The sequence below is a fragment of the Alkalihalobacillus sp. MEB130 genome, assembly GCF_032335535.1.
Classification (GTDB): domain Bacteria; phylum Bacillota; class Bacilli; order Bacillales; family Bacillaceae_D; genus Halalkalibacter.
The window spans coordinates 22961-47291 of sequence record NZ_JAOANA010000022.1 but is presented as its reverse complement, the minus strand read 5'-3'; the positions used below and the strand labels follow the sequence as shown (position 1 = coordinate 47291).

Below are 24331 nucleotides of genomic sequence, written 5' to 3'. Positions count from 1 at the left end.
AGTAGCAAGCTAGTTCCCTAAAGCTTTCTCTATAATGAGATTGTTGCGATTTTTTGTCAGGCAAAAGTAATGTGCTCGAATAGACATGGAAACGAAAAGGGAGGTTAGCCCCTTGATAGATGTAAACAACTTCGAATATATGAAAATTGGTCTTGCTTCACCAAATAAAGTCCGCTCTTGGTCAAGAGGGGAAGTTAAGAAGCCTGAGACAATTAACTACCGTACGTTAAAGCCAGAGAAGGATGGTCTTTTCTGTGAGCGTATTTTTGGACCAACAAAAGACTGGGAATGTCACTGTGGGAAATACAAGCGAGTTCGTTACAAAGGTGTTGTTTGTGACCGCTGTGGCGTTGAAGTAACACGTGCTAAAGTGCGTCGTGAGCGTATGGGACACATTGAACTTGCTGCTCCTGTATCTCATATTTGGTATTTCAAAGGAATCCCAAGTCGTATGGGTCTTGTTTTAGATATGTCACCTCGTTCACTTGAAGAAGTTATTTATTTTGCTTCTTATGTAGTGACAGATCCAGGTGATACACCTCTTGAGAAAAAGCAACTGCTTTCTGAAAAAGAATATCGTACATACCGTGACAAATACGGTCGTTCGTTTAATGCACAAATGGGAGCAGAAGCGATTCGTAAGTTACTTTCCGATATTGACTTAGAAAAAGAAGTTGGATTATTAAAAGAAGAGCTTGTTACAGCACAAGGTCAACGCCGTACTCGTGCGGTAAAACGCCTTGAAGTATTAGAAGCTTTCCGTCACTCTGGTAACGAACCATCTTGGATGATCCTTGATGTTCTTCCGGTTATTCCTCCTGAGTTACGTCCGATGGTTCAACTAGATGGTGGTCGTTTTGCGACTTCTGACTTGAATGATCTATATCGTCGAGTTATTAACCGTAACAACCGCTTAAAGCGTCTTCTAGATTTAGGAGCACCGAATATCATCGTTCAAAATGAGAAGCGTATGTTACAAGAAGCGGTTGATGCCCTAATTGATAATGGTCGTCGTGGACGTCCTGTTACAGGACCAGGTAATCGCCCGCTTAAATCTCTTTCTCATATGTTGAAAGGGAAACAAGGGCGTTTCCGTCAGAATCTACTTGGTAAACGTGTTGACTATTCTGGTCGTTCGGTTATCGTTGTAGGACCTAACTTGAAGATGTATCAATGTGGATTACCAAAAGAAATGGCGCTAGAGCTATTCAAGCCGTTTGTTATGAAGGAGCTAGTATCGAAAGGTCTTGCTCATAACATTAAGAGTGCAAAGCGTAAAGTAGAGAAAGTGCAACCTGAAGTATGGGATGTGCTTGAAGAAGTGATTCGTGAGCACCCTGTTCTTTTAAACCGTGCACCGACTCTTCACAGACTTGGTATTCAAGCATTTGAACCAACGTTAGTAGAAGGCCGTGCTATTAAGCTTCATCCGCTTGTATGTACAGCTTATAACGCTGACTTTGATGGTGACCAAATGGCGGTTCACGTACCGTTATCTGCTGAAGCACAAGCTGAAGCTCGTATTTTAATGTTAGCTGCTCAAAACATTTTGAATCCAAAAGACGGAAAACCAGTTGTTACTCCATCTCAAGATATGGTTCTTGGTAACTACTATTTAACGTTAGAGCGTGATAACGCCAAAGGCCAAGGGAATATTTTTAAGGATACGAACGAAGCGTTAATTGCCTACCAAAATGGATATGTGCATTTACACAGTCGTGTAGCTATCCCTGTATCTTCTCTTAATAAGCCAACGTTCCGTGAGGATCAACTAGATAAATTGTTACTAACGACTGTAGGAAAATTAGTCTTTAATGAGATTTTACCGGAGTCGTTCCCATATATTAATGAGCCGACAATGTATAACTTAGAGCAAGAAACGCCTGAGAAGTATATTGTTCCGAGCACGACAGATGTGAGGAAGCATTTTGAAGAAAGTGAACTTGTATTACCTTTCAAGAAAGGTTTCTTAGGAAACGTTATTGCAGAGGTATTTAAGAAGTTTGCTATTGCAGAGACATCAAAAATGTTAGATCGAATGAAAGAGTTAGGATTTAAATATTCTACGAGAGCAGGAATTACGGTTGGTGTTGCTGACATCGTCGTATTAGCTGAGAAGAAAGAAATCCTTGCTGAAGCTGAACAAAAAGTAGAGAAGATCTTAAAGCAGTTCCGTCGGGGTTTAATTACAGAGGAAGAGCGTTACGATCGTGTTATCTCTGTTTGGAGTGAAGCGAAAGATGTTATTCAAAATAAATTAATGGGTACACTTGATCGTTCTAACCCGATCTTCATGATGAGTGACTCTGGTGCCCGTGGTAACGCATCAAACTTTACGCAACTTGCTGGTATGCGTGGTCTAATGGCGAATCCATCTGGTCGTATTATTGAGTTACCGATCAAATCGAGTTTCCGTGAAGGTCTAACCGTTCTCGAGTATTTCATCTCGACTCACGGTGCGCGTAAAGGTCTTGCCGATACGGCTCTTAAGACAGCTGACTCAGGTTACCTAACTCGTCGACTGGTTGACGTTGCTCAAGACGTTATTGTTCGTTCAGATGATTGTGGAACCGATCGTGGTTTAGCTGTTAAAGCAATTAAAGAAGGCAATGAAGTGATTGAGAATCTATATGACCGTCTAGTAGGTCGTGTAGCGTTTAAAACACTGAAGCACCCAGAAACAGGTGAAGTGTTAATTAAAAAGAACGAACTAATCCATGAAGACATTGCAAAAACGATTGTTGATGCAGGTGTGGAAGAAGTAACGATTCGTTCTGTATTTACTTGTGATACAAGACACGGTGTGTGTAAGAAGTGTTACGGACGTAACTTGGCAACTGGTAGCGACGTAGAAGTTGGGGAAGCGGTTGGAATTATCGCTGCTCAATCAATCGGGGAGCCAGGAACTCAGCTTACGATGCGTACATTCCACACAGGTGGGGTAGCCGGTGATGATATCACACAAGGTTTACCGCGTATCCAAGAGTTATTTGAAGCACGTAATCCAAAGGGGCAAGCGGTTATCTCTGAAATTGACGGTGAGGTTGTCGATTTCAAAGAAGGAGATAAGCGTGAAGTTACAATTAAGAGTGAAATGGAAACAAAGAACTATGCAATTCCGTATGGTGCCCGTCTTAAAGTTTCTGTTGGGGACTTTATTAAATTCGGTGAACCAATTACAGAAGGTTCGATTGATCCAAAAGAGCTTTTAAAAGTAAAAGGTATGAGTGGTGTTCAAGAGTACTTGCTTCGTGAAGTACAAAAGGTTTACCGTATGCAAGGGGTTGAAATTGGAGATAAGCACGTTGAGGTTATGGTACGTCAAATGCTTCGCAAAGTACGTGTTGTCGATGCTGGTGAGACGAACGTATTACCAGGGGCTCTTATCGAGATTCAACAGTTCAACGACGAAAACAAGAAGGTTCTTCTTGAACAACAACGTCCTGCAACAGGAAAACCTGTATTGCTTGGTATTACAAAGGCATCTCTTGAAACAGATTCATTCTTATCAGCGGCTTCGTTCCAAGAAACAACTCGTGTCTTAACAGATGCGGCAATCAAAGGGAAGCGTGATGAGTTACTCGGCTTGAAGGAGAATGTTATCATTGGTAAGCTTGTGCCTGCAGGAACAGGTATGCCTAGATACCGCCATTTGAATATTACTTCTGAGTATGATCAAGCAGAAGTAGAAACTTCAGAAGAACCTATCGCAGAAGGTGCGTTAACTCACGAATAATTTTCGAAAAAAGTTGACAGTGGCATATGAGGATGGTAATATATCAAAGTGTGCCTGAGAGAAACCTGTTACTTTGGAGGATGAAAGATGTCTTATGATAAAGTTTTACAGGCAAAAGAACTGATTATAGGTACCAAACAAACGCTTAAGGCGCTTGATGATGGTATAGTTTCCGAGGTTTTAATTGCAAATGATGCGGAATACCGTGTGATATACAAAGTAGAAGCATTAGCTAAGACCAAAGAAATACCACTTTTATATGTCGACTCAATGAAGAAGCTTGGAAAAGCATGCGGAATTGATGTTGGCGCAGCCACTGTAGCTTTAAGGAAATAATATGTTTTTGCCATTCGGTGTCACCCGCGTGGCAAAAACTTTCCTTTTGCCTAAAGATGAACCACCAGGACCAGTGGTCTTAAATATTTTGAAGAGAGGAGGAAACAAAATGCCTACAATTAATCAATTAATTCGTAAAGGTCGTGTTGCGAAAGTTAAGAAGTCTGATTCACCAGCTCTTAACAAAGGGTTCAACAGTTTCAAAAAGTCACAAACTAACCTTTCATCTCCACAAAAGCGTGGTGTATGTACTCGTGTTGGTACAATGACTCCTAAGAAACCGAACTCGGCACTTCGTAAATATGCACGTGTACGTTTAACTAACCAAATCGAGGTAACAGCTTACATCCCAGGGATTGGTCACAACCTACAAGAGCACAGTGTTGTTCTTATCCGTGGTGGACGTGTAAAGGATTTACCAGGGGTTCGTTACCACATCGTACGTGGTGCGCTTGATACGGCTGGAGTTCAAAACCGTATGCAAGGTCGTTCTAAATATGGAACTAAGCGTCCAAAAGATAAAAAGTAATTAATATTTATATGAAGGGAGGGTAAATTATGCCTCGTAAAGGACCAGTCGCTCGTCGCGATGTATTACCAGATCCAATTTACAAGTCTAAGCTTGTTACACGTTTAATCAACCGTATTATGGAGGATGGAAAACGTGGGAAAGCACAAACAATTCTTTATAATGCATTTGAAATCGTTAAGGAACGTAGCGGAAATGACCCTATGGAAGTTTTCGATCAAGCATTAAAGAACATCATGCCTGTACTTGAGGTTAAAGCACGCCGTGTCGGTGGAGCTAACTATCAAGTACCAATCGAAGTTAAGCCTGAGCGTCGTACTACATTAGGTCTTCGTTGGTTAGTAAACTATTCACGTCTTCGTGGTGAGAAGACAATGGAAGAGCGTCTAGCTAATGAAATTCTTGATGCAGCTAACAATGCAGGTGCTTCAGTTAAAAAGCGTGAAGACACGCACAAGATGGCAGAAGCGAACAAAGCATTCGCTCACTATCGCTGGTAGGATTTATATCATACTAAATAAAATGTTTCTTATAGGAAGGAGAAATACCCTATGGCAAGAGAGTTCTCCTTAAAAGATACACGTAATATCGGCATCATGGCTCACATTGATGCCGGTAAAACAACTACAACTGAACGTGTTCTTTTCTACACAGGACGTATCCATAAAATTGGTGAAACTCATGAAGGTGCATCTCAAATGGACTGGATGGCACAGGAGCAAGAGCGTGGAATCACAATCACTTCTGCTGCAACAACAGCTGCATGGAAAGATCACCGCATTAACATCATCGATACACCTGGACACGTAGACTTCACAGTAGAAGTAGAACGTTCATTACGTGTATTGGACGGAGCTGTAGCAGTACTTGATGCTCAATCTGGTGTTGAGCCTCAAACAGAAACAGTTTGGCGCCAAGCTACTACTTATGGTGTACCGCGTGTCGTATTTGTTAACAAAATGGACAAAACAGGTGCAGATTTCCTTTACTCTTTAGGAACTCTTCGTGATCGTCTACAAGCGAATGCACATGCAATCCAATTACCAATTGGAGCTGAAGACGACTTCGAAGGAATCATTGACTTAATTGACATGGTTGCTTACTTCTACGAAGATGATCTTGGTACTCGTACGGAAGCGAAAGAAATTCCTGCTGAGTACAAAGACAAAGCTCAAGAACTACACGAACAATTAGTTGAAGCTGTAGCTGAGCTTGATGAAGAGTTAATGATGAAATATCTAGAAGGTGAAGAATTAACGAAGGAAGAGCTTAAAGCAGGAATCCGTAAAGGTACTTGTAACGTTGAGTTCTATCCAGTAATTTGTGGTTCTGCATTTAAGAACAAAGGTGTTCAGCTTATGCTTGATGCTGTTCTTGATTACTTACCATCACCTTTAGATGTACCAGCTATTAAAGGTATTGTTCCAGATTCTGAAGAAGAAGTAACTCGTGAATCAAGCGATGAAGGTCCTTTCTCTGCTTTAGCATTTAAAGTTATGACTGACCCTTACGTTGGTAAACTTACATTCTTCCGTGTGTATTCTGGTACATTAAATTCTGGTTCTTATGTTAAGAACTCTACAAAAGACAAGCGTGAGCGTGTTGGACGTATCCTACAAATGCATGCAAACTCTCGTGAAGAGATTTCTACAGTTTACGCTGGAGATATCGCTGCCGCTGTAGGTTTGAAAGATACGACAACTGGTGATACTCTATGTGATGAAAAGAATCTTGTAATTCTTGAGTCTATGGATTTCCCAGAGCCAGTAATCTCATTATCTGTTGAGCCTAAATCTAAGGCTGATCAAGATAAAATGGGTATGGCTTTAGCGAAGCTTGCAGAAGAGGATCCTACGTTCCGCACTGAGACAAACGAAGAAACTGGTCAAACAATCATTTCTGGTATGGGTGAGCTTCACCTTGATATCATTGTTGACCGTATGAAGCGTGAGTTTAAAGTAGAGGCTAACGTTGGTGCTCCTCAAGTATCATACCGTGAAACAATTCGTCAATCTGCACAGGTTGAAGGTAAATTCGTCCGTCAATCTGGTGGTCGTGGACAATTTGGACACGTATGGGTTGAGTTCTCTCCAAATGAAGAGGGAGCTGGATTTGAGTTTGAAAATGCTGTCGTTGGTGGATCTGTACCACGTGAATACATTGGTTCTGTAGAACAAGGTATTGAAGAAGCACTTGTTAATGGTATGATTGCTGGTTACCCAGTTATCGATATTAAAGCGAAGCTTTATGACGGTTCATACCATGACGTCGATTCAAGTGAAATGGCGTTTAAGATTGCTGCTTCAATGGCTCTTAAAAATGCAAAATCAAAATGTGCTCCAGTGTTACTTGAGCCGCTAATGAAAGTTGAAATTGTTGTACCTGAAGAGTACATGGGTGATGTAATGGGTGACGTTACAGCACGTCGTGGACGCGTTGAAGGTATGGAAGCTCGTGGTAACGCACAAATCGTTAAAGCGTTTGTTCCACTTGCTGAAATGTTTGGGTATGCAACTTCTCTACGTTCTCGTACACAAGGTCGCGGAACATACTCTATGTTCTTTGATCATTATGAAGAAGTACCTAAGAGCGTTGCGGAAGAAATCATTAAGAAACAAACTGGACAATAATATTTGTTTCTATTGATATTTTGTTGTAAGCTAGGAAAGGTGTGAAAATCGATTAGATCTTTCACCTTTCTTATCCATAAAAATTCTTACATTATACTTATGTTCAATTAAGGGAGGAAATGAATCATGGCTAAAGAAAAATTCGACCGTTCCAAGACACATGCCAACATTGGTACAATTGGACACGTTGACCACGGTAAAACAACTTTAACTGCTGCAATTACAACAGTATTAGCTAAGAAATCTGGTAAAGGTACTGCAATGGCGTATGACGCTATCGATGGTGCTCCAGAAGAGCGTGAGCGTGGAATCACAATCTCAACTGCACACGTTGAGTACGAAACTGACAACCGTCACTATGCACACGTTGACTGCCCAGGACACGCTGACTATGTTAAAAACATGATCACTGGTGCTGCACAAATGGATGGAGGAATCTTAGTAGTATCTGCTGCTGATGGTCCAATGCCACAAACTCGTGAGCACATCCTTTTATCTCGTCAAGTAGGTGTACCTTACCTTGTTGTATTCTTAAACAAGTGTGACATGGTAGACGACGAAGAGTTACTAGAATTAGTAGAAATGGAAGTTCGTGACCTTCTTTCTGAGTATGACTTCCCTGGTGATGACGTTCCTGTTATCCAAGGTTCTGCTCTTAAAGCTTTAGAAGGAGACGAAGCTTGGGAAGCTAAAATCATCGAGCTTATGGAAGCTGTTGATAGCTACATCCCAACTCCTGAGCGTGACAAAGAAAAGCCATTCATGATGCCAGTTGAGGATGTATTCTCAATCACTGGTCGTGGTACAGTAGCTACTGGTCGTGTTGAGCGTGGACAACTAAACGTTGGTGACACTATCGACATCATTGGTATCACTGAAGAGCCTAAATCAACTACTTGTACTGGAGTAGAAATGTTCCGTAAGCTTCTTGACTATGCTGAAGCTGGAGACAACATTGGTGCACTTCTTCGTGGGGTTGCTCGTGATGAAGTACAACGTGGTCAAGTACTTGCTAAGCCAGGTACAATCACTCCACACACAAACTTCAAAGCTGAAGTTTATGTTCTTTCTAAAGAAGAGGGTGGACGTCACACTCCATTCTTCACTAACTACCGTCCTCAGTTCTACTTCCGTACAACTGACGTAACTGGAATTTGTAACCTTCCAGAAGGCGTTGAGATGGTAATGCCTGGTGACAACATCGAGATGACTGTTGAGCTTATCGCTCCAATCGCTATCGAAGAAGGTACTAAGTTCTCTATCCGTGAGGGTGGACGTACTGTTGGTGCCGGCGTTGTTGCATCAATCCAAAAATAATTGTTTTATCAAACCCATCTTGGTTCGCCAAGGTGGGTTTTCTTTGTTTAATTGAAAAGCATCTAAACGAATTGGCCATAATAGTGTGTAACATAAGAGCACGATGATTTATTTAAATAACTATCGCTAAATCGGATTAAGAGAAACTATAGAGTCTGGATGATTCAAATAAAGAGCCTGAATAAATTAAAGAGAACTAGAGGACGAATAAATTCGCAAATAGAGAATAAAGAGAAACAAAGGAATTAAAGAGGTATATTTATAGCGATCATACTCTCCTATGATAAAAAGATTTTCGTATAAGTTATATATGATAGAATACGAAATGACTGATTCATCTTCCCTATTATAAACATCGTTGCTATAACCTAAATTACAGTTTACAACATTTACTATAGGAAACTTTGCGATTCATTGCATAAAGAAGTTGATTTTTATTGAAAAGGGCTATATAATAGTAAAAGTGTGATCAGCGTAGGTTTTCCACTTGCACTGGTTTTTATTTTTGTGTATAATGTGGAATGTTGGTCATTGGCAGCGATGATGTGGAAGGTTGCTGACACACCCGGCCCCATTGCCATGGCAGGGTGTAGGAAATTTCCACGGAGTATGTCTGTTTATAAAATGGACGAAAAAGGAGGGGCTATAATGGCAAAGCAAAAGATTCGCATTCGTTTGAAAGCATATGATCATAGAGTCCTTGATCAATCTGCAGAAAAGATTGTAGAAACAGCAAAACGTTCAGGTGCAAGTGTATCGGGTCCGATTCCACTTCCAACTGAGAAGTCTGTATACACAATTCTACGTGCGGTTCACAAGTACAAAGATTCTCGTGAACAGTTCGAAATGCGTACTCACAAGCGTCTTATTGACATTGTGAATCCAACACCACAAACTGTGGATGCTTTAATGCGTTTGGATTTACCATCTGGTGTCGATATCGAAATCAAGCTTTAGTACTTACATTTAATTTAACTAATAAGCTAAGAGCTTATTATTATGATATGAAAAATGGCATAAAAATATGATTTTTATTAGGAGGTGTAACGGATGACCAAAGGAATCTTAGGTAGAAAAATTGGCATGACTCAAATCTTTGCTGAAAATGGTGAAGTAATCCCAGTAACAGTAATCGAAGCTGAACCTAACGTGGTTCTTCAAAAGAAGACTGCCCAATCTGATGGTTACGAAGCAATCCAAGTAGGATTTGCTGACCAAAAGAAAGCAAACACAAACAAGCCAGCTGAAGGCCATGCTGCAAAAGCAAACACGGCTCCTAAGCGCTTCATCAAGGAAATCCGTAACGTAAATCTTGACGAGTATGAAGTAGGTCAAGAAGTTAAGGTAGATACATTTGCAGAAGGTGACGTTGTAGACGTTACAGGTACATCTAAAGGGAAAGGTTTCCAAGGTGCTATCAAGCGTCATAACCAATCTCGTGGACCAATGTCTCACGGTTCTCGTTACCACCGTCGCCCAGGTTCAATGGGACCAGTTGCTCCAAATCGTGTATTCAAAGGAAAATTACTTCCTGGACGTATGGGTGGAGAAACAATCACTGTTCAAAATCTTGAAATCGTAAAAGTAGATACAGAACGCAATCTTCTATTAGTAAAAGGTAATGTACCTGGAGCTAAAAAGAGTTATGTGTCTATCCAAAGTGCGGTTAAAGTAAAATAAAGATTGAAAGAAAGGAGGACACATCATGCCGAAAGTAGCATTATTTAACCAAACAGGTTCACAAGTTGGAGATATCGAACTAAATGATTCTGTGTTTGGAATTGAACCAAATAAAAGTGTGCTTCATGACGCTGTAGTTATGCAACAAGCATCTCTTCGTCAAGGAACACATAAAACAAAAGGACGTTCTGAAGTACGTGGTGGTGGTCGTAAGCCATGGCGTCAAAAGGGAACTGGTCGTGCACGTCAAGGGTCGATCCGTTCACCACAATGGGTAGGTGGTGGTGTAGTATTTGGTCCAACACCAAGAAGCTACAGCTACAAATTACCTAAAAAAGTTCGTCGTTTAGCTATCAAATCTGCTCTTTCTAGTAAAGTGCAAGCTGAGGAAATTGTAGTATTAGATAACTTAGCATTTGATGCACCGAAGACAAAAGAAATGGCTGCAGTACTTGCTAGCCTATCTGCTGACCGTAAAGCATTAGTGGTAACTGCTGATTACAATGAAGCTGTTGCTCTATCTGCACGTAACTTACCTGGTGTAACATTTGTTACAGCTGATGGCGTAAGCGTGCTTGATGTGCTTAAGCATGATAAGCTTGTTATTACGAAAGATGCCGTTGAAAAGGTAGAGGAGGTGCTTGCGTAATGTCAAACGCTCGTGATATCATTAAGCGCCCTGTGATTACTGAACGTTCAACAGATCTAATGAGTGAAAAAAGATATACATTCGAAGTTGATGTACGTGCTAATAAAACTCAAATCAAAGATGCAATTGAAGAAATCTTTGAAGTGAAAGTTGATAAAGTAAACACAATGAACTATAAAGGTAAATCAAAACGTTTTGGTCGTTACACGGGTTACACTGCTCGTCGTAAAAAAGCCATCGTCACTTTAACACCTGAGAGCAAAGAACTTGAGTTCTTTGAAGGTGTATAAATAACACTAGCGAAGGAGGGAACTGAAAATGGCGATTAAAAAGTATAAACCAACCAGTGCCGGTCGTCGTGGTATGTCTGTATTAGACTTTGCTGAAATCACAACGGATAAGCCGGAAAAATCGTTACTAGCACCTTTACACAAAAAAGGCGGACGTAACAACCAAGGTAAATTAACTGTTCGTCACCAAGGTGGCGGTCACAAACGTCAATATCGTGTTATTGATTTCAAACGTAACAAAGATGGTATTCCAGGCCGCGTTGCTACGATCGAATATGATCCAAACCGTTCTGCTAACATCGCACTAATCAACTATGTTGATGGTGAGAAACGTTACATCTTAGCACCAAAAGGTCTTAAAGTTGACATGATGATTGAATCAGGAGCTGAAGCGGATATCAAAGTAGGTAACGCGTTACCACTTAAAAACATCCCTGTCGGTACAGTGATTCACAACATCGAGCTTAAGCCAGGAAAAGGCGGACAATTAGTTCGTTCTGCTGGTACTGAAGCACAACTTTTAGGTAAAGAAGGCGATTACGTTCTTGTTCGTTTAAACTCTGGTGAGACTCGCTACATCTTAGCTACTTGCCGAGCTACAATCGGTCAAGTTGGTAACCTAGAGCATGAGCTTGTTAACATTGGTAAAGCAGGTCGTTCACGTTGGTTAGGAAAACGTCCAACTGTTCGTGGATCTGTTATGAACCCTAACGATCACCCACACGGTGGTGGTGAAGGACGTTCACCAATCGGACGTAAGTCTCCAATGTCTCCATGGGGTAAACCAACTCTTGGATACAAGACTCGTAAGAAGAATAAAGCATCTGATAAGTACATTGTACGTCGTCGTAAAAAATAACGGGGTTGCACTACGGTTCTAATTAGAACCGTGGGTAATCACGAAGGGAGGTTTTCTCATGGGTCGTAGTTTAAAAAAGGGACCTTTTGTCGATGATCATTTGATGAAAAAGGTTGAAGCAATGAACGAAGGGTCTGATAAGAGAGTTATCAAAACTTGGTCTCGCCGCTCAACAATTTTCCCTGAATTTATCGGTCACACGATCGCGGTTTATGATGGCCGTAAACACGTACCTGTATACGTTTCTGAGGACATGGTTGGTCACAAACTAGGTGAATTCGCACCTACTCGTACGTATAAAGGTCATGCAGCTGATGATAAGAAAACAAGACGTTAATAGGTAAGTAAGAGAGGAGGTCAATCCTATGCAAGCTAAAGCGGTAGCAAAACAAGTTCGTATTGCTCCTCGTAAAGTTCGTTTAGTTATAGACTTGATTCGTGGAAAGCAAGTTGGTGAAGCTGTGGCGATTCTACGTCATACACCTAAAGCTGCTTCTCCAGTTGTAGAAAAGCTTTTAAACTCTGCAATTGCGAATGCGGAACATAACTATGAAATGGAGCCAAACAACCTTGTAATTAGTGAAGCGTATGTTGATGAGGGTGTTACGTTGAAACGTTTCCGTCCACGTGCGATGGGTCGTGCGAGCCGAATTAACAAACGTACTAGTCATATTACATTAGTTGTAACTGAAAAGAAGGAGGGATAAGACGTGGGTCAAAAAGTTAATCCTACTGGACTTCGAGTTGGTATTATTAAAGACTGGGAGTCAAAATGGTACGCTGATAAAGATTACGCTGATTTATTACACGAAGATATTAAAATTCGTGAGTATGTAGAGAAACGTTTAAAAGATGCATCTGTGTCTAAAGTAGAAATCGAACGTGCTGCTAACCGTGTTAACATCACAATTTCTACTGCTAAGCCAGGTATGGTGATCGGAAAAGGCGGTTCAGAAGTTGAAGCGTTACGTAAGGCACTAAATACTTTAACTGGCAAAAGAGTTCACATCAACATCCTTGAAATCAAACAAGCTGATTTAGATGCGAAACTTGTTGCAGAAAATATTGCTCGTCAATTAGAAAATCGTATTTCGTTCCGTCGTGCGATGAAGCAAGCTATCCAACGTACAATGCGTTCTGGTGCTAAGGGTATTAAAACTCAAGTATCTGGTCGTCTTGGTGGTGCTGATATTGCTCGTGCAGAACATTACAGTGAGGGAACTGTTCCACTTCACACACTTCGTGCTGATATCGATTATGGTACAGCAGAAGCTGATACAACATACGGTAAGCTAGGTATTAAAATCTGGATTTATCGTGGTGAAGTCCTTCCAACGAAAGGAACGAAAAAAGAGGAAGGAGGCAACTAATTATGTTAATGCCTAAACGTGTTAAATATCGTCGCGAACACCGTGGTAATATGCGCGGTCGTGCGAAAGGCGGTACAGAAGTACATTTTGGTGAGTACGGTTTGCAAGCATTAGAAGCTTCTTGGATTACTAACCGTCAAATCGAATCTGCTCGTATTGCAATGACTCGTTACATGAAGCGTGGTGGTAAGGTTTGGATTAAAATTTTCCCTTCTAAGCCATACACAGCTAAACCGTTAGAAGTTCGAATGGGTTCTGGTAAAGGTGCTCCTGAAGGATGGGTAGCAGTTGTCAAGCCTGGAAAGATTATGTTTGAAATCTCTGGTGTTTCTGAAGAAGTTGCTCGTGAAGCTTTACGTCTTGCTTCTCATAAATTACCGGTTAAATGTAAGTTTGTAAAACGCGAAGAAGTGGGTGGTGACGCAAATGAAAGCTAATGATATTCGTAACTTAACCACTGCTGAAATTGAGCAAAAGACGAAATCACTTAAAGAAGAGTTGTTCAACCTTCGCTTTCAACTAGCGACTGGACAATTAGATAATCCAGCCCGTATTCGTGAAGTTCGTAAAGCAATCGCACGTGCAAAAACTGTTTTGCGTGAACGTGAGCTTGGAATTAACAACGGCTAAAAAGGAGGTTTGCTTACATGGAACGCAACCAACGTAAAGTTTACAGAGGACGTGTTGTTTCTGACAAAATGGATAAGACAATCAGTGTTCTTGTTGAAACTTACAAGAAGGATCGTCTTTACGGGAAACGCGTAAAGTACTCTAAAAAGTTTAAAGCACATGATGAAAACAATACCGCTAAAACTGGCGATATCGTTGAAATCATGGAAACTCGTCCGCTTTCTAAAGACAAACGTTTCCGCTTAGTAACAATTGTAGAAGAAGCGGTTATTATCTAATAGAATATTGGTTTCGAAGGGAGGTAAGTTTGTATGATTCAACAAGAATCCCGTTTAAAAGTTGCAGATAACTCTGGTGCACGTGAAGTACTTTGTATTAAAGTATTAGGTGGTTCTGGTCGTAAAACGGCTAACATTGGTGATGTTATTGTTTGTTCGGTAAAACAAGCAACACCAGGTGGCGTTGTCAAGAAAGGTGACGTTGTCCGTGCTGTAATCGTACGTACTAAGAGCGGTGCTCGTCGTAATGACGGTTCATACATCAAGTTTGATGAAAATGCTGCTGTAATTATCCGTGATGATAAGAGCCCACGTGGTACTCGTATTTTTGGACCAGTTGCACGTGAACTTCGTGAAAATCAATTCATGAAGATTGTGTCTCTAGCTCCGGAAGTTCTTTAATAGAAGATTATTGAAAGGCCCTGTCAAGGAGGTGCGAACATGGCAAATATGCATGTCAAAAAAGGTGATACTGTTAAGGTCATCTCTGGAAAAGACAAAGGGAAACAAGGTGTAATCCTTGAGGCGTTCCCAAAGAAGAACCGTGTACTTGTTGAAGGTGTAAACATTGTTAAAAAACATGCTAAACCTTCTCAAGATAACCCACAAGGTGGAATCTTGAATCAAGAAGCACCAATTCATTCTTCTAACGTTATGCCTATCGACCCTAAGTCTGGTGAACCTACTCGTGTAGGTCATAAGGTAGAGAACGGTAAAAAGGTACGTATTGCTAAGAAGTCTGGCGAATCTTTAGATAAGTAAGTCAGAGTGTGAAAGGAGGTCAATCGTATGAGTCGATTAAAAGAAAAGTATACAAGTGAAATTGTTCCTTCTCTAGTAGAGAAGTTCAACTATTCTTCTGTTATGGGAGTACCAAAGCTTGAGAAAATCGTTGTTAACATGGGTGTTGGTGACGCAGTATCAAACGCTAAGGCTCTTGATAAAGCAGTTGAAGAATTACAAGAAATCACAGGTCAAAAGCCATTAGTGACTAAGGCTAAAAAATCAATTGCTGGATTCAAACTACGTGAAGGTATGCCAATTGGTGCGAAGGTAACACTTCGTGGTGAGCGTATGTATGATTTCCTTGATAAGTTAATCTCTGTATCACTACCACGTGTACGTGACTTCCGCGGTGTTTCTAAGAAAGCATTTGACGGTCGTGGAAACTACACTTTAGGTGTGAAAGAGCAATTGATTTTCCCTGAAATTGATTACGATAAAGTGGATAAAGTTCGTGGAATGGATGTTGTTATCGTAACAACAGCTAACACGGATGAAGAAGCTCGTGAACTTTTAACACAAATGGGAATGCCATTTCAAAAATAATCGAAGTCGTTTCGAAGAGGAGGGAAAACGTTGGCGAAGAAATCAATGATTGCAAAGCAAAAACGCACACAGAAGTATAAAGTTCAAGAATATACTCGCTGTGAACGTTGCGGTCGTCCTCATTCAGTATTACGCAAGTTTAAACTTTGCAGAATTTGCTTCAGAGAACTTGCTCACAAAGGGCAAATTCCTGGTGTGAAAAAAGCTAGTTGGTAATCCCAAGAACGGGAAGGAGGTAAATATTATGGTCATGACAGATCCAATTGCAGATATGCTTACTCGCATTCGTAATGCTAACACGGTTCACCACGAGAAGCTTGAATTACCTGCTTCTAAGGTGAAAAAAGAAATCGCTGAAATCCTTAAACGTGAAGGTTTCATCCGTGATTTTGAATATATCGAAGATAACAAGCAAGGTGTAATCCGCATCTTCTTAAAATATGGTGCTACAAATGAGCGTGTAATTACTGGACTTAAGCGTATTAGTAAACCAGGTCTTCGCGTTTACGCGAAAGCTGGAGAACTTCCACGTGTATTAGGTGGTCTTGGTATCGCATTAGTTTCAACATCAAAAGGCGTAATGACAGACAAGGATGCACGTCAACAACAAATTGGTGGCGAAGTACTAGCTTACGTTTGGTAAGATAAATCCTTGAATTGAACGGAGGTGCAAAAGAATGTCTCGTATTGGTAAAAAACCAGTAGAAGTCCCTAGTGGAGTTACTATTACACTTGATGGTACGTTATTGACTGTTAAAGGTCCAAAAGGCGAACTTCAGCGTAATCTTCACGAAGATATGAAAATCAATATTGAAGAAAACCAAGTAACAGTTGAGCGTCCTTCTGATAATAAGGAACACCGTGCACTTCACGGTACAACTCGTAGCTTAATTAACAACATGGTTGAAGGTGTAACAAAAGGTTTCGAACGTTCACTTGAACTTGTCGGTGTCGGTTACCGTGCTACTAAGTCAGGTCAGAAACTTGTTCTTAACGTTGGTTACTCTCATCCGGTTGAAATCGTTCCTGAGCAAGGAATCGAGATCGAAGTTCCTGCTAACACGAAAGTTATTGTTAAAGGAATTGATAAAGAGCGTGTAGGTGCACTAGCATCTAACATCCGTTCTGTACGTTTACCTGAGCCTTACAAAGGAAAAGGTATCCGTTATGAAGGCGAATATATTCGTCGTAAAGAAGGTAAAACTGGTAAATAATCACTAACTCACGGAAAGGAATGACGTTCAATGATTACGAAGCGTAATAAAAACGTAGCTCGTAAGAAGCGACATGCACATGTTCGTCGTGCGATTACAGGAACACCTGAACGTCCTCGTCTAAATGTTTTCCGTTCATCTAAACACATTTACGCTCAACTGATTGATGATGTAAATGGTGTTACACTTGCTTCTGCATCTACTCTTGATTCAGAGGTAGCTGCAGATGCGACGAAAACAGATGCGGCAAAATTAGTAGGTGAACTCGTTGCGAAACGCGCGATTGAAAATGGACATAAAGTAGTTGTATTTGACCGTGGTGGTTATTTATATCACGGACGTGTTGCAACACTAGCAGATGCAGCTCGCGAAGCTGGCTTGCAATTCTAAGAAAAAAAGGAGGGAAAACGAATGCGTCGTATTGACCCTAATACGTTGGAACTTGAAGAAAAAGTAGTAGCTGTCAATCGTGTTGCTAAAGTAGTTAAAGGTGGACGTCGTTTCCGCTTTGCTGCATTAGTTGTAGTTGGCGATAAAAATGGCCACGTTGGATTCGGTATGGGTAAAGCTCAAGAAGTACCAGAAGCGATCCGCAAGGCTGTAGAAGATGCAAAGAAAAATCTAATTGAAGTACCTGTTGTTGGCACGACAATCCCTCATGAGATTGTTGGACATTTTGGTGCAGGACGTGTCCTACTTAAAAATGCTTCAGAAGGTACAGGAATTATTGCTGGTGGACCAGTACGTGCGGTACTAGAGTTAGCTGGTGTCGGTGATATTCTTTCAAAATCTCTTGGTTCAAATAACCCGATCAACATGGTTCGTGCAACTATGGAAGGTCTTAAAGGTTTAAAACGTGCTGAAGAGGTTGCTAAACTTCGCGGCAAATCCGTGGAAGAACTGTTAGGTTAAGGAGGGAAAGTAAATGGCTAAGCAATTAGAAATTACCCTCACTCGTAGTCTTATCGGACGTCCGGAAGACCAACGCGTTACTGTGAATACACTTGGTTTACGCAAGATGCACCAAACGGTTGTTCAACAAGATAACGCTGCGATTCGCGGTATGGTAAACAAGGTGTCTCACCTTGTAACTGTGAAAGAAATCGAAGCTTAATTGATTATTTATAGATACGAGGAGGTGTCGACATGAAACTTCATGAGTTGAAGCCTGCAGAAGGATCACGTAAAGTTCGTAACCGTGTAGGTCGCGGTATCGGTTCTGGAAATGGTAAGACAGCAGGAAAAGGACATAAAGGACAAAATGCTCGTTCTGGTGGTGGAGTACGTCCTGGTTTTGAGGGTGGTCAAAACCCTTTATACCGTCGTCTACCGAAACGCGGATTCACAAATCCAACTCGTAAGGAGTACACAGTAGTGAACCTTGAAACTCTTAATCGTTTTGATGCGGGTACAGAGGTAACACCTGAACTACTTATTGAATCTGGAACAGTGAAGAACGTAAAGGTTGGTATTAAGATTTTAGGTAATGGTAAACTTGAGAAAAACTTAACTGTTAAAGCACATAAGTTCTCAGCGTCTGCAGTAGAAGCTATCGAAGCTGCTGGCGGTAAAACTGAGGTGATTTAATGTTCCGGACTATCTCCAACATTATGCGCGTGGGTGATTTACGCCAAAAGGTTGTATTCACCCTGCTTATGCTCATTGTCTTTCGTATCGGAAGTTTCATTCCTGTTCCTGGAGCGAACAGAGACGTACTGAATTTCCAAGATCAAGCGAATGCATTTGGGTTTTTGAATACGTTTGGTGGAGGAGCTTTAGGGAACTTTTCGATATTCGCAATGGGTATTATGCCATACATCACTGCTTCGATTGTGGTGCAGTTGTTGCAAATGGATGTCGTACCTAAATTTGCTGAATGGGCTAAAGAAGGGGAAGCTGGTCGACGTAAATTAGCTCAGTTTACCCGTTATGGAACAATCGTGTTAGGTTTTATTCAAGCATTAGGAATGTCAATTGGTTTTAACTCCTTATTTCCAGGATTAATTCCAAACCCTAGTGTTCCAACTTATTTATTTATCGCTTTAGTGTTAACGGCTGGTACAGCTTTCCTAATGTGGTTAGGTGAGCAAATTACAGCGAAAGGTGTAGGAAATGGTATTTCTATTATTATCTTCGCGGGTATTGCTGCTGGGATACCTAATGGAATCAACCAAATCTACGCTACGCAAATTGAAGGTGCTGGAGAACAACTTTTCCTAAGTATTGTGACGGTCCTTCTTATTGCTCTTGCTGTTTTAGCAATTATCGTCGTTGTTATTTTTGTTCAACAAGCATTAAGAAAAGTTCCTGTTCAATACGCTAAGCGTTTAGTGGGTCGCAGTCCTGTAGGTGGCCAATCGACGCATTTACCTTTAAAAGTTAATGCGGCAGGTGTTATCCCGGTTATCTTTGCACTTTCATTATTCATCTTCCCGCCAACTGTGGCTGGGTTCTTCGGAACAGATAATCAAATTGCTGCCTGGATAACAAGAGTGTTTGATTACACTCAACCGATCGGTATGGTTGTTTACGCACTTCTGATTATTGGGTTTACGTATTTCTATACATTTATCCAAGTTAATCCGGAAAAAATGGCTGAGAACCTCAAAAAGCAAGGTGGGTACATTCCAGGCATTCGTCCCGGTAAAACAACACAGACTTACTTAACACGTATTTTATATCGATTAACGTTTGTTGGTGCACTCTTTCTTGCTATTGTTTCCATTATTCCTGTATTCTTCACTCGATTGATGGATTTACCACCAGCTGTTCAGGTTGGTGGGACTGGATTATTAATCGTGGTTGGTGTAGCATTAGACACGATGAAACAAATTGAAAGTCAGCTAATTAAACGTTCTTATAAAGGGTTTATTAAGTAATAAGGGGATCTGGGAAGGGTTAATGTCTTCCCGTTCGCCTTCTGTTGTTAAAATCGGAGCGATGGAGGGAATTGGGATGAATCTAATTTTAATGGGGTTACCAGGCGCAGGTAAAGGTACTCAAGCAGAGAGAATTGTTGAGGAGTATGGTATTCCGCATATCTCAACCGGTGACATGTTTCGTGCTGCTATTAAAGGTGAAACGGAACTTGGATTAAAAGCGAAATCTTTTATGGATGCTGGTGAGCTTGTACCTGATGAAGTAACAATTGGCATTGTAAGAGAAAGACTAGCAAAAGACGATTGTAAAAAGGGCTTTTTGTTAGATGGCTTTCCTCGTACAGTTGCTCAAGCTGAAGCTTTGGATCAATTACTTGAGTCGATGGGACGTAAAATTGATTATGTTCTAAATGTTGGTGTTCCTGAAAAGCTTTTAATGGATCGTTTAACTGGTCGTCGCGTTTCACCTACTTCTGGCAAAACGTATCACGTTATTTTCAACCCACCAAAGGTTGAAGGTGTGTGTGACGTTGATGGGAAAGAGTTGATTCAACGTGATGATGATAAACCGGAAACGGTGAAAAAGCGTCTTGAAGTCAACCAAGCTCAAGCAAAACCTCTTGTTGATTTCTATACGGCAAAAGGCACGTTGAGAGATATTAATGGAGATCAAGATATAGATAAAGTGTTTGAAGATATTAGCCAACTGTTGAAAGGACTTCATGCATGATCATTTGTAAGACAGAACGAGAAATAGAAATCATGCGCGAAGCTGGAAAGATTGTTGCGTTAACGCATCAAGCGTTAAAGGAGCATATTCAACCTGGCATATCAACATTAGAATTGGATGAGATTGCAGAAAAGGTGATTCGCTCACATGGTGCAACTCCTTCATTCAAAGGCTATAATGGGTTTACAGGTAGTATCTGTGCTTCGGTAAATGAAGAATTGGTACACGGCATTCCTGGGAAACGAGTGCTTAAAGATGGAGATGTCATTAGTATTGACATCGGAGCTTATTTTAATGGGTATCACGGAGATTCAGCGTGGACGTATGCAGTTGGAGAGATTTCTGAAAAGGATCAAGAGTTACTTGATGTAACTGAAACATCTCTTTTTAAAGGGTTAGAATTCGCTAAGCCTGGAAATCGTCTATCAGATATTTCACATGCTATTCAATCATATGTTGAACCATTAGGATATTCGGTTGTCCGTGAGTATGTTGGGCACGGTGTTGGGCAAGACTTGCATGAGGACCCTCAAATTCCTCATTACGGTCCACCTGGTAAAGGTCCAAGACTCAAGCCTGGAATGGTGTTGGCGATCGAACCGATGATTAATGCTGGTACACGCTATGTACGGACACTATCAGATAACTGGACAGTTGTTACAGTCGATAGAAAAAATTGTGCACACTTTGAGCATACAATTGCGATTACAGATTCAGGTTTTGAAATCTTAACGAAAGCTTAAATGTAGGTGATGTTGTTTATGCAAGACTCTGGCACTTCTCCGGAGATCGGTCAAATCGTTGTAATTACGAAAGGCCGTGATCAAGGTCAGTTAGGAATTGTTGTTCAAATCATTGATGATCGATTTGTCAAAATTGCCGATGGCGATAAGCGGAAAGTTGACAGAATGAAAAAGAAGAACATCAATCACCTTGAAGTTATAGATTACATTGCTGAGGAAGTAAAGAGCAGCTTTATTGAAACAGGACGTGTAACGAACGGAAAGTTACGTTATGCTATAACGAATTTCTTAGAAAAACATTCTGATTTACTGAAGGAAGGAGAGTGAGCCCATGGCTAAAGAAGATGTTATTGAAGTAGAGGGTACAGTTATTGAGCCTCTTCCAAATGCAATGTTTCGCGTTGAATTAGAAAACGGTCATAAGATTCTTGCCCACGTTTCTGGAAAGATTCGTATGCACTTCATTCGAATTCTACCTGGTGATAAGGTAACGGTTGAATTATCTCCTTATGACTTAACTCGTGGACGAATCACATATCGATACAAATAATACGTTGCGAGAGCGACTAGCATGATAATTCTCGAATTGTCTTGCTTTAATCTGATTAGATTTTAATCAGTGCACTCCGTACCATATAGGAGGTAAATAAAATGAAGGTAAGACCATCAGTCAAGCCTATTTGTGAAAAGTGTAAAGTTATCCGTCGTAAAGGGACGGTTATGGTTATTTGTGAAAACCCAAAACATAAGCAAAAACAAGGCTAATTAATAAGGAGGTGCTGCACATGGCACGTGTTGCAGGCGTCGATATTCCTCGTGACAAACGCGTAGTAATTTCACTAACGTATGTTTTTGGAATCGGCAAAGCTAAGTCGTCTGAAATTCTTGCGAAAGCTGGTGTATCTGAAGATACTCGCGTTCGTGACTTAACGGAAGAAGAATTAGGACGCATTCGTGAAGCAGTTGAAGGCTACAGAGTTGAAGGTGACCTTCGTCGTGAAGTTTCACTTAACATTAAACGTTTAATCGAAATTGGTTCATATCGTGGTATTCGCCACCGTCGTGGTCTACCTGTTCGTGGACAAAATTCTAAAAACAATGCACGTACGCGTAAAGGTCCTCGTCGTACAGTAGCAAATAAGAAAAAGTAGTAAAGGAGGTCGCATAAAAAATGGCTAAGAAAACGAATACTCGTCCAAAGCGTCGTCAACGTAAAAATGTTGAAGCTGGAGTTGCTCACATTCGTTCAACTTTCAACAACACGATCGTGACAATTACAGATACGCATGGTAACACAATTTCTTGGGCTAGTGCTGGTGGATTAGGATTCAAAGGTTCTCGTAAGTCAACTCCATTCGCTGCTCAAATGGCTGCTGAAACAGCTGGTAAGACAGCTATGGAGCATGGCATGAAGACTATCGAGGTTTCTGTTAAGGGACCTGGTGCTGGTCGTGAAGCGGCAATCCGTTCTTTACAAGCTGTTGGTCTTGAAGTAAACATGATTAAAGATGTTACTCCAGTTCCTCACAATGGTTGTCGCCCGCCAAAACGTCGTAGAGTATAACGGAAAAAATCTTTGTATAGATTTTCCTACCTTTGTCAATAATGGATAGAGCGATAACAGTCCTGTTGGCAAAATTGGTGTAAAGCTTAGGAATTGCCTGCTGGTTATCCGGTTAGGCAATCCTTGCAGTCTACCGGAGTTCGACGTTTTGAAGGAGGGTTTGTTTAATGATAGAAATTGAGAAGCCAAATATTGAAGCGGTTGAAGTAAGTGAAGACGCAAAGTATGGAAAGTTTGTAATTGAACCATTAGAACGTGGGTATGGTACCACGCTAGGTAACTCCTTACGTCGTATTCTTCTCTCCTCTTTACCAGGCGCTGCAGTAACATCCGTTCAAATTGACTCTGTGTTACATGAGTTTTCTACAATCGAAGGGGTTGTCGAAGACGTAACAACGATCATTTTGAACCTTAAGAAGCTTGCTCTTAAGATCTACTCTGATGAAGAGAAGACCCTTGAAATCGACATCCAAGGTGAAGGTGTCGTAACAGCAAATGATTTAACACATGACAGTGATGTAGAAGTTCTAAATCCAGATCTTCACATTGCAACACTAGCAAAAGGTGCTCACCTTCGTATGCGTCTTGTTGCAAAACGTGGTCGTGGGTATGTTCTTGCAGAGGGAAACAAGAATGACGATCAACCAATTGGAGTTCTTCCTATTGATTCAATTTACACTCCAGTTTCTCGTGTGAATTATCAAGTTGAGAATACACGCGTCGGTCAAGTAACCAACTATGACAAACTAACTCTTGATGTCTGGACTGACGGAAGCATTCGTCCTGAAGAAGCTGTTTCTTTAGGTGCTAAAATCTTAACTGAGCATTTAAACATTTTTGTTGGAATGACGGATCAAGCGCAAAATGCTGAAATTATGGTTGAAAAAGAAGAGGATCAGAAAGAGAAAGTTCTAGAAATGACAATTGAAGAACTTGATCTATCAGTTCGTTCTTACAACTGCTTGAAGCGTGCGGGTATTAATACGGTTCAAGAACTAACTCATAAGTCTGAAGAGGACATGATGAAAGTTCGTAACCTTGGTCGTAAGTCATTAGAAGAAGTTCAAGAGAAGCTTGGAGAGTTAGGACTTGGTCTTCGTAAAGAAGAATAGTCTTAGCCCTCAACTTTTCTATTAGGTTATATATAGTTTTGCTCGTTTTATCGAGCAGGTAACAAAGGAGGGAAACGAAACATGGCATACGCAAAATTAGGTCGTGATAGCGCTGGTCGTAAGGCTCTATTCCGTGATTTAGCAACTGATCTTATCATTAACGAGCGTATCGAAACAACTGAAGCGAAAGCGAAGGAGCTTCGTTCAATCGTTGAGAAAATGATTACTCTTGGTAAGCGTGGAGATTTACATGCTCGTCGTCAAGCTGCATCTTTCATTCGTAGAGAAGTAGCAAACGAAGAGACTGGCGAAGACGCTATCCAAAAACTTTTCTCTGATATTGCAACTCGTTATGAAGAGCGTCAAGGTGGTTATACACGTATCCTTAAAATGGGTCCTCGTCGTGGTGACGGTGCACCTATGGTTATTATCGAACTTGTATAATTCAAGATGATA

37 protein-coding genes are annotated in these 24331 nt (G+C 40.9%); all 37 read left to right on the top strand.

Going from position 1 to position 24331, the window contains the following annotated elements; translation table 11 throughout:
* Nucleotides 1-112: 112 nt before the first annotated feature.
* The 37 genes from rpoC (at nucleotide 113) to rplQ (ending at nucleotide 24319) form a co-directional block, all read left to right on the top strand.
* A complete protein-coding gene (rpoC, locus tag N0O92_RS18970) occupies nucleotides 113-3736 on the top strand; it encodes a DNA-directed RNA polymerase subunit beta' (RefSeq protein ID WP_315616216.1) in 3624 nt (1207 codons plus the stop codon).
* An 87-nt stretch (nucleotides 3737-3823) separates the two neighbouring features.
* Complete coding sequence (locus tag N0O92_RS18965; protein ID WP_315616215.1) at nucleotides 3824-4072, top strand: 50S ribosomal protein L7ae-like protein; 249 nt, start codon at nucleotides 3824-3826, stop codon at nucleotides 4070-4072.
* A gap of 109 nt (nucleotides 4073-4181) precedes the next feature.
* The gene (gene rpsL / locus N0O92_RS18960; RefSeq protein ID WP_034631505.1) at nucleotides 4182-4601 is read left to right on the top strand and encodes a 30S ribosomal protein S12; all 420 of its coding nucleotides are present in this window, start codon (nucleotides 4182-4184) and stop codon (nucleotides 4599-4601) included.
* A gap of 29 nt (nucleotides 4602-4630) precedes the next feature.
* Nucleotides 4631-5101: a 30S ribosomal protein S7 gene (gene rpsG / locus N0O92_RS18955; protein WP_034631504.1), complete on the top strand. Its 471-nt coding sequence runs from the start codon at nucleotides 4631-4633 to the stop codon at nucleotides 5099-5101.
* 51 nt (nucleotides 5102-5152) lie between these two features.
* Nucleotides 5153-7231 carry an elongation factor G gene (fusA, locus tag N0O92_RS18950; protein WP_315616214.1) on the top strand — a complete coding sequence of 693 codons (2079 nt, stop codon included), beginning with the start codon at nucleotides 5153-5155 and terminating at the stop codon, nucleotides 7229-7231.
* Between the two features lie 126 nt (nucleotides 7232-7357).
* Nucleotides 7358-8548 carry an elongation factor Tu gene (gene tuf, locus N0O92_RS18945; protein ID WP_315616213.1) on the top strand — a complete coding sequence of 397 codons (1191 nt, stop codon included), beginning with the start codon at nucleotides 7358-7360 and terminating at the stop codon, nucleotides 8546-8548.
* Between the two features lie 648 nt (nucleotides 8549-9196).
* Entirely contained in the window at nucleotides 9197-9505 is a 309-nt protein-coding gene (gene rpsJ, locus N0O92_RS18940) for a 30S ribosomal protein S10 (RefSeq protein ID WP_017729599.1), read from the top strand.
* A 93-nt stretch (nucleotides 9506-9598) separates the two neighbouring features.
* Nucleotides 9599-10228: a 50S ribosomal protein L3 gene (rplC, locus tag N0O92_RS18935; protein WP_315616212.1), complete on the top strand. Its 630-nt coding sequence runs from the start codon at nucleotides 9599-9601 to the stop codon at nucleotides 10226-10228.
* Nucleotides 10229-10253: 25 nt separating this feature from the next.
* Complete coding sequence (gene rplD, locus N0O92_RS18930; RefSeq protein ID WP_315616211.1) at nucleotides 10254-10877, top strand: 50S ribosomal protein L4; 624 nt, start codon at nucleotides 10254-10256, stop codon at nucleotides 10875-10877.
* Nucleotides 10877-11167 (top strand): 50S ribosomal protein L23, encoded by a 291-nt coding sequence (gene rplW / locus N0O92_RS18925; RefSeq protein ID WP_034631495.1) that lies wholly within the window; start codon nucleotides 10877-10879, stop codon nucleotides 11165-11167. Before rplD ends, rplW begins: the two co-directional genes overlap by 1 nt.
* Nucleotides 11168-11195: 28 nt before the next feature.
* Entirely contained in the window at nucleotides 11196-12026 is an 831-nt protein-coding gene (gene rplB, locus N0O92_RS18920) for a 50S ribosomal protein L2 (protein ID WP_035664738.1), read from the top strand.
* 58 nt (nucleotides 12027-12084) lie between these two features.
* Nucleotides 12085-12363, top strand: a complete 279-nt coding sequence (gene rpsS / locus N0O92_RS18915) for a 30S ribosomal protein S19 (protein ID WP_315616210.1) — start codon at nucleotides 12085-12087, stop codon at nucleotides 12361-12363.
* Between the two features lie 28 nt (nucleotides 12364-12391).
* Nucleotides 12392-12733 (top strand): 50S ribosomal protein L22, encoded by a 342-nt coding sequence (gene rplV / locus N0O92_RS18910; RefSeq protein WP_250097955.1) that lies wholly within the window; start codon nucleotides 12392-12394, stop codon nucleotides 12731-12733.
* 3 nt (nucleotides 12734-12736) lie between these two features.
* Nucleotides 12737-13396 carry a 30S ribosomal protein S3 gene (gene rpsC / locus N0O92_RS18905; protein WP_315616209.1) on the top strand — a complete coding sequence of 220 codons (660 nt, stop codon included), beginning with the start codon at nucleotides 12737-12739 and terminating at the stop codon, nucleotides 13394-13396.
* Nucleotides 13397-13398: 2 nt separating this feature from the next.
* Nucleotides 13399-13833: a 50S ribosomal protein L16 gene (gene rplP / locus N0O92_RS18900; protein WP_034745225.1), complete on the top strand. Its 435-nt coding sequence runs from the start codon at nucleotides 13399-13401 to the stop codon at nucleotides 13831-13833.
* A complete protein-coding gene (gene rpmC, locus N0O92_RS18895; RefSeq protein ID WP_003322618.1) occupies nucleotides 13823-14026 on the top strand; it encodes a 50S ribosomal protein L29 in 204 nt (67 codons plus the stop codon). The genes rplP and rpmC overlap by 11 nt, the downstream gene beginning before the upstream one ends.
* Nucleotides 14027-14043: 17 nt before the next feature.
* Nucleotides 14044-14304 carry a 30S ribosomal protein S17 gene (rpsQ, locus tag N0O92_RS18890; RefSeq protein ID WP_315616208.1) on the top strand — a complete coding sequence of 87 codons (261 nt, stop codon included), beginning with the start codon at nucleotides 14044-14046 and terminating at the stop codon, nucleotides 14302-14304.
* A 33-nt stretch (nucleotides 14305-14337) separates the two neighbouring features.
* Nucleotides 14338-14706 carry a 50S ribosomal protein L14 gene (gene rplN / locus N0O92_RS18885; RefSeq protein WP_034631482.1) on the top strand — a complete coding sequence of 123 codons (369 nt, stop codon included), beginning with the start codon at nucleotides 14338-14340 and terminating at the stop codon, nucleotides 14704-14706.
* 48 nt (nucleotides 14707-14754) lie between these two features.
* A complete protein-coding gene (gene rplX / locus N0O92_RS18880) occupies nucleotides 14755-15066 on the top strand; it encodes a 50S ribosomal protein L24 (protein ID WP_250097988.1) in 312 nt (103 codons plus the stop codon).
* 27 nt (nucleotides 15067-15093) lie between these two features.
* Nucleotides 15094-15633, top strand: coding sequence for a 50S ribosomal protein L5 (gene rplE / locus N0O92_RS18875; protein ID WP_315616207.1), 540 nt, complete (start codon nucleotides 15094-15096; stop codon nucleotides 15631-15633).
* A gap of 30 nt (nucleotides 15634-15663) precedes the next feature.
* On the top strand, nucleotides 15664-15849 hold the full coding sequence (locus N0O92_RS18870) for a type Z 30S ribosomal protein S14 (RefSeq protein WP_012957149.1): 186 nt from the start codon (nucleotides 15664-15666) through the stop codon (nucleotides 15847-15849).
* A gap of 28 nt (nucleotides 15850-15877) precedes the next feature.
* Entirely contained in the window at nucleotides 15878-16276 is a 399-nt protein-coding gene (gene rpsH, locus N0O92_RS18865; RefSeq protein ID WP_250097951.1) for a 30S ribosomal protein S8, read from the top strand.
* Nucleotides 16277-16310: 34 nt separating this feature from the next.
* Entirely contained in the window at nucleotides 16311-16847 is a 537-nt protein-coding gene (gene rplF / locus N0O92_RS18860) for a 50S ribosomal protein L6 (protein WP_315616206.1), read from the top strand.
* Nucleotides 16848-16877: 30 nt separating this feature from the next.
* Nucleotides 16878-17237, top strand: coding sequence for a 50S ribosomal protein L18 (gene rplR / locus N0O92_RS18855; RefSeq protein WP_315616205.1), 360 nt, complete (start codon nucleotides 16878-16880; stop codon nucleotides 17235-17237).
* Nucleotides 17238-17258: 21 nt separating this feature from the next.
* Nucleotides 17259-17759 carry a 30S ribosomal protein S5 gene (rpsE, locus tag N0O92_RS18850; RefSeq protein ID WP_315616204.1) on the top strand — a complete coding sequence of 167 codons (501 nt, stop codon included), beginning with the start codon at nucleotides 17259-17261 and terminating at the stop codon, nucleotides 17757-17759.
* Nucleotides 17760-17772: 13 nt separating this feature from the next.
* The gene (gene rpmD / locus N0O92_RS18845; protein WP_034745240.1) at nucleotides 17773-17961 is read left to right on the top strand and encodes a 50S ribosomal protein L30; all 189 of its coding nucleotides are present in this window, start codon (nucleotides 17773-17775) and stop codon (nucleotides 17959-17961) included.
* Nucleotides 17962-17993: 32 nt separating this feature from the next.
* Nucleotides 17994-18434: a 50S ribosomal protein L15 gene (gene rplO, locus N0O92_RS18840; RefSeq protein WP_034631469.1), complete on the top strand. Its 441-nt coding sequence runs from the start codon at nucleotides 17994-17996 to the stop codon at nucleotides 18432-18434.
* Complete coding sequence (gene secY / locus N0O92_RS18835; protein ID WP_315616203.1) at nucleotides 18434-19726, top strand: preprotein translocase subunit SecY; 1293 nt, start codon at nucleotides 18434-18436, stop codon at nucleotides 19724-19726. The genes rplO and secY overlap by 1 nt, the downstream gene beginning before the upstream one ends.
* Nucleotides 19727-19802: 76 nt before the next feature.
* Complete coding sequence (locus tag N0O92_RS18830) at nucleotides 19803-20456, top strand: adenylate kinase (RefSeq protein ID WP_315616202.1); 654 nt, start codon at nucleotides 19803-19805, stop codon at nucleotides 20454-20456.
* Nucleotides 20453-21199, top strand: coding sequence for a type I methionyl aminopeptidase (gene map, locus N0O92_RS18825; protein ID WP_315616201.1), 747 nt, complete (start codon nucleotides 20453-20455; stop codon nucleotides 21197-21199). Before N0O92_RS18830 ends, map begins: the two co-directional genes overlap by 4 nt.
* A gap of 18 nt (nucleotides 21200-21217) precedes the next feature.
* Nucleotides 21218-21526 (top strand): KOW domain-containing RNA-binding protein, encoded by a 309-nt coding sequence (locus N0O92_RS18820; RefSeq protein ID WP_315616200.1) that lies wholly within the window; start codon nucleotides 21218-21220, stop codon nucleotides 21524-21526.
* 4 nt (nucleotides 21527-21530) lie between these two features.
* Nucleotides 21531-21749 carry a translation initiation factor IF-1 gene (gene infA / locus N0O92_RS18815; protein ID WP_010896341.1) on the top strand — a complete coding sequence of 73 codons (219 nt, stop codon included), beginning with the start codon at nucleotides 21531-21533 and terminating at the stop codon, nucleotides 21747-21749.
* Between the two features lie 101 nt (nucleotides 21750-21850).
* Complete coding sequence (rpmJ, locus tag N0O92_RS18810) at nucleotides 21851-21964, top strand: 50S ribosomal protein L36 (RefSeq protein ID WP_003322638.1); 114 nt, start codon at nucleotides 21851-21853, stop codon at nucleotides 21962-21964.
* A gap of 20 nt (nucleotides 21965-21984) precedes the next feature.
* Entirely contained in the window at nucleotides 21985-22350 is a 366-nt protein-coding gene (gene rpsM / locus N0O92_RS18805; protein WP_315616199.1) for a 30S ribosomal protein S13, read from the top strand.
* 20 nt (nucleotides 22351-22370) lie between these two features.
* Nucleotides 22371-22763 carry a 30S ribosomal protein S11 gene (rpsK, locus tag N0O92_RS18800; protein WP_034631459.1) on the top strand — a complete coding sequence of 131 codons (393 nt, stop codon included), beginning with the start codon at nucleotides 22371-22373 and terminating at the stop codon, nucleotides 22761-22763.
* A 167-nt stretch (nucleotides 22764-22930) separates the two neighbouring features.
* Nucleotides 22931-23875, top strand: coding sequence for a DNA-directed RNA polymerase subunit alpha (locus tag N0O92_RS18795; protein WP_315616198.1), 945 nt, complete (start codon nucleotides 22931-22933; stop codon nucleotides 23873-23875).
* An 81-nt stretch (nucleotides 23876-23956) separates the two neighbouring features.
* A complete protein-coding gene (gene rplQ / locus N0O92_RS18790; protein WP_315616197.1) occupies nucleotides 23957-24319 on the top strand; it encodes a 50S ribosomal protein L17 in 363 nt (120 codons plus the stop codon).
* The last annotated feature ends 12 nt before the right edge of the window (nucleotides 24320-24331 follow it).

What these genes read in the sequence shown, in the direction of transcription:
- N0O92_RS18820 (WP_315616200.1), top strand. Translation starts at nt 21,218, where the DNA reads ATGCAAGACTCTGGCACTTCTCCGGAGATCGGTCAAATCGTTGTAATT.
- rplV (WP_250097955.1), top strand. Translation starts at nt 12,392, where the DNA reads ATGCAAGCTAAAGCGGTAGCAAAACAAGTTCGTATTGCTCCTCGTAAA.
- rpmD (WP_034745240.1), top strand. Translation starts at nt 17,773, where the DNA reads ATGGCTAAGCAATTAGAAATTACCCTCACTCGTAGTCTTATCGGACGT.
- rplC (WP_315616212.1), top strand. Translation starts at nt 9,599, where the DNA reads ATGACCAAAGGAATCTTAGGTAGAAAAATTGGCATGACTCAAATCTTT.
- rpsG (WP_034631504.1), top strand. Translation starts at nt 4,631, where the DNA reads ATGCCTCGTAAAGGACCAGTCGCTCGTCGCGATGTATTACCAGATCCA.
- tuf (WP_315616213.1), top strand. Translation starts at nt 7,358, where the DNA reads ATGGCTAAAGAAAAATTCGACCGTTCCAAGACACATGCCAACATTGGT.
- rpsE (WP_315616204.1), top strand. Translation starts at nt 17,259, where the DNA reads ATGCGTCGTATTGACCCTAATACGTTGGAACTTGAAGAAAAAGTAGTA.
- fusA (WP_315616214.1), top strand. Translation starts at nt 5,153, where the DNA reads ATGGCAAGAGAGTTCTCCTTAAAAGATACACGTAATATCGGCATCATG.
- map (WP_315616201.1), top strand. Translation starts at nt 20,453, where the DNA reads ATGATCATTTGTAAGACAGAACGAGAAATAGAAATCATGCGCGAAGCT.
- rplQ (WP_315616197.1), top strand. Translation starts at nt 23,957, where the DNA reads ATGGCATACGCAAAATTAGGTCGTGATAGCGCTGGTCGTAAGGCTCTA.
- rplF (WP_315616206.1), top strand. Translation starts at nt 16,311, where the DNA reads ATGTCTCGTATTGGTAAAAAACCAGTAGAAGTCCCTAGTGGAGTTACT.
- rpsJ (WP_017729599.1), top strand. Translation starts at nt 9,197, where the DNA reads ATGGCAAAGCAAAAGATTCGCATTCGTTTGAAAGCATATGATCATAGA.
- rplX (WP_250097988.1), top strand. Translation starts at nt 14,755, where the DNA reads ATGCATGTCAAAAAAGGTGATACTGTTAAGGTCATCTCTGGAAAAGAC.
- rplE (WP_315616207.1), top strand. Translation starts at nt 15,094, where the DNA reads ATGAGTCGATTAAAAGAAAAGTATACAAGTGAAATTGTTCCTTCTCTA.
- N0O92_RS18830 (WP_315616202.1), top strand. Translation starts at nt 19,803, where the DNA reads ATGAATCTAATTTTAATGGGGTTACCAGGCGCAGGTAAAGGTACTCAA.
- rpsM (WP_315616199.1), top strand. Translation starts at nt 21,985, where the DNA reads ATGGCACGTGTTGCAGGCGTCGATATTCCTCGTGACAAACGCGTAGTA.
- rplW (WP_034631495.1), top strand. Translation starts at nt 10,877, where the DNA reads ATGTCAAACGCTCGTGATATCATTAAGCGCCCTGTGATTACTGAACGT.
- N0O92_RS18965 (WP_315616215.1), top strand. Translation starts at nt 3,824, where the DNA reads ATGTCTTATGATAAAGTTTTACAGGCAAAAGAACTGATTATAGGTACC.
- rplB (WP_035664738.1), top strand. Translation starts at nt 11,196, where the DNA reads ATGGCGATTAAAAAGTATAAACCAACCAGTGCCGGTCGTCGTGGTATG.
- rplR (WP_315616205.1), top strand. Translation starts at nt 16,878, where the DNA reads ATGATTACGAAGCGTAATAAAAACGTAGCTCGTAAGAAGCGACATGCA.
- rpsH (WP_250097951.1), top strand. Translation starts at nt 15,878, where the DNA reads ATGGTCATGACAGATCCAATTGCAGATATGCTTACTCGCATTCGTAAT.
- rpsK (WP_034631459.1), top strand. Translation starts at nt 22,371, where the DNA reads ATGGCTAAGAAAACGAATACTCGTCCAAAGCGTCGTCAACGTAAAAAT.
- rpsS (WP_315616210.1), top strand. Translation starts at nt 12,085, where the DNA reads ATGGGTCGTAGTTTAAAAAAGGGACCTTTTGTCGATGATCATTTGATG.
- N0O92_RS18795 (WP_315616198.1), top strand. Translation starts at nt 22,931, where the DNA reads ATGATAGAAATTGAGAAGCCAAATATTGAAGCGGTTGAAGTAAGTGAA.
- secY (WP_315616203.1), top strand. Translation starts at nt 18,434, where the DNA reads ATGTTCCGGACTATCTCCAACATTATGCGCGTGGGTGATTTACGCCAA.
- rplD (WP_315616211.1), top strand. Translation starts at nt 10,254, where the DNA reads ATGCCGAAAGTAGCATTATTTAACCAAACAGGTTCACAAGTTGGAGAT.
- rpsL (WP_034631505.1), top strand. Translation starts at nt 4,182, where the DNA reads ATGCCTACAATTAATCAATTAATTCGTAAAGGTCGTGTTGCGAAAGTT.
- rpmJ (WP_003322638.1), top strand. Translation starts at nt 21,851, where the DNA reads ATGAAGGTAAGACCATCAGTCAAGCCTATTTGTGAAAAGTGTAAAGTT.
- rplP (WP_034745225.1), top strand. Translation starts at nt 13,399, where the DNA reads ATGTTAATGCCTAAACGTGTTAAATATCGTCGCGAACACCGTGGTAAT.
- rplO (WP_034631469.1), top strand. Translation starts at nt 17,994, where the DNA reads ATGAAACTTCATGAGTTGAAGCCTGCAGAAGGATCACGTAAAGTTCGT.
- rpsQ (WP_315616208.1), top strand. Translation starts at nt 14,044, where the DNA reads ATGGAACGCAACCAACGTAAAGTTTACAGAGGACGTGTTGTTTCTGAC.
- rplN (WP_034631482.1), top strand. Translation starts at nt 14,338, where the DNA reads ATGATTCAACAAGAATCCCGTTTAAAAGTTGCAGATAACTCTGGTGCA.
- rpmC (WP_003322618.1), top strand. Translation starts at nt 13,823, where the DNA reads ATGAAAGCTAATGATATTCGTAACTTAACCACTGCTGAAATTGAGCAA.
- infA (WP_010896341.1), top strand. Translation starts at nt 21,531, where the DNA reads ATGGCTAAAGAAGATGTTATTGAAGTAGAGGGTACAGTTATTGAGCCT.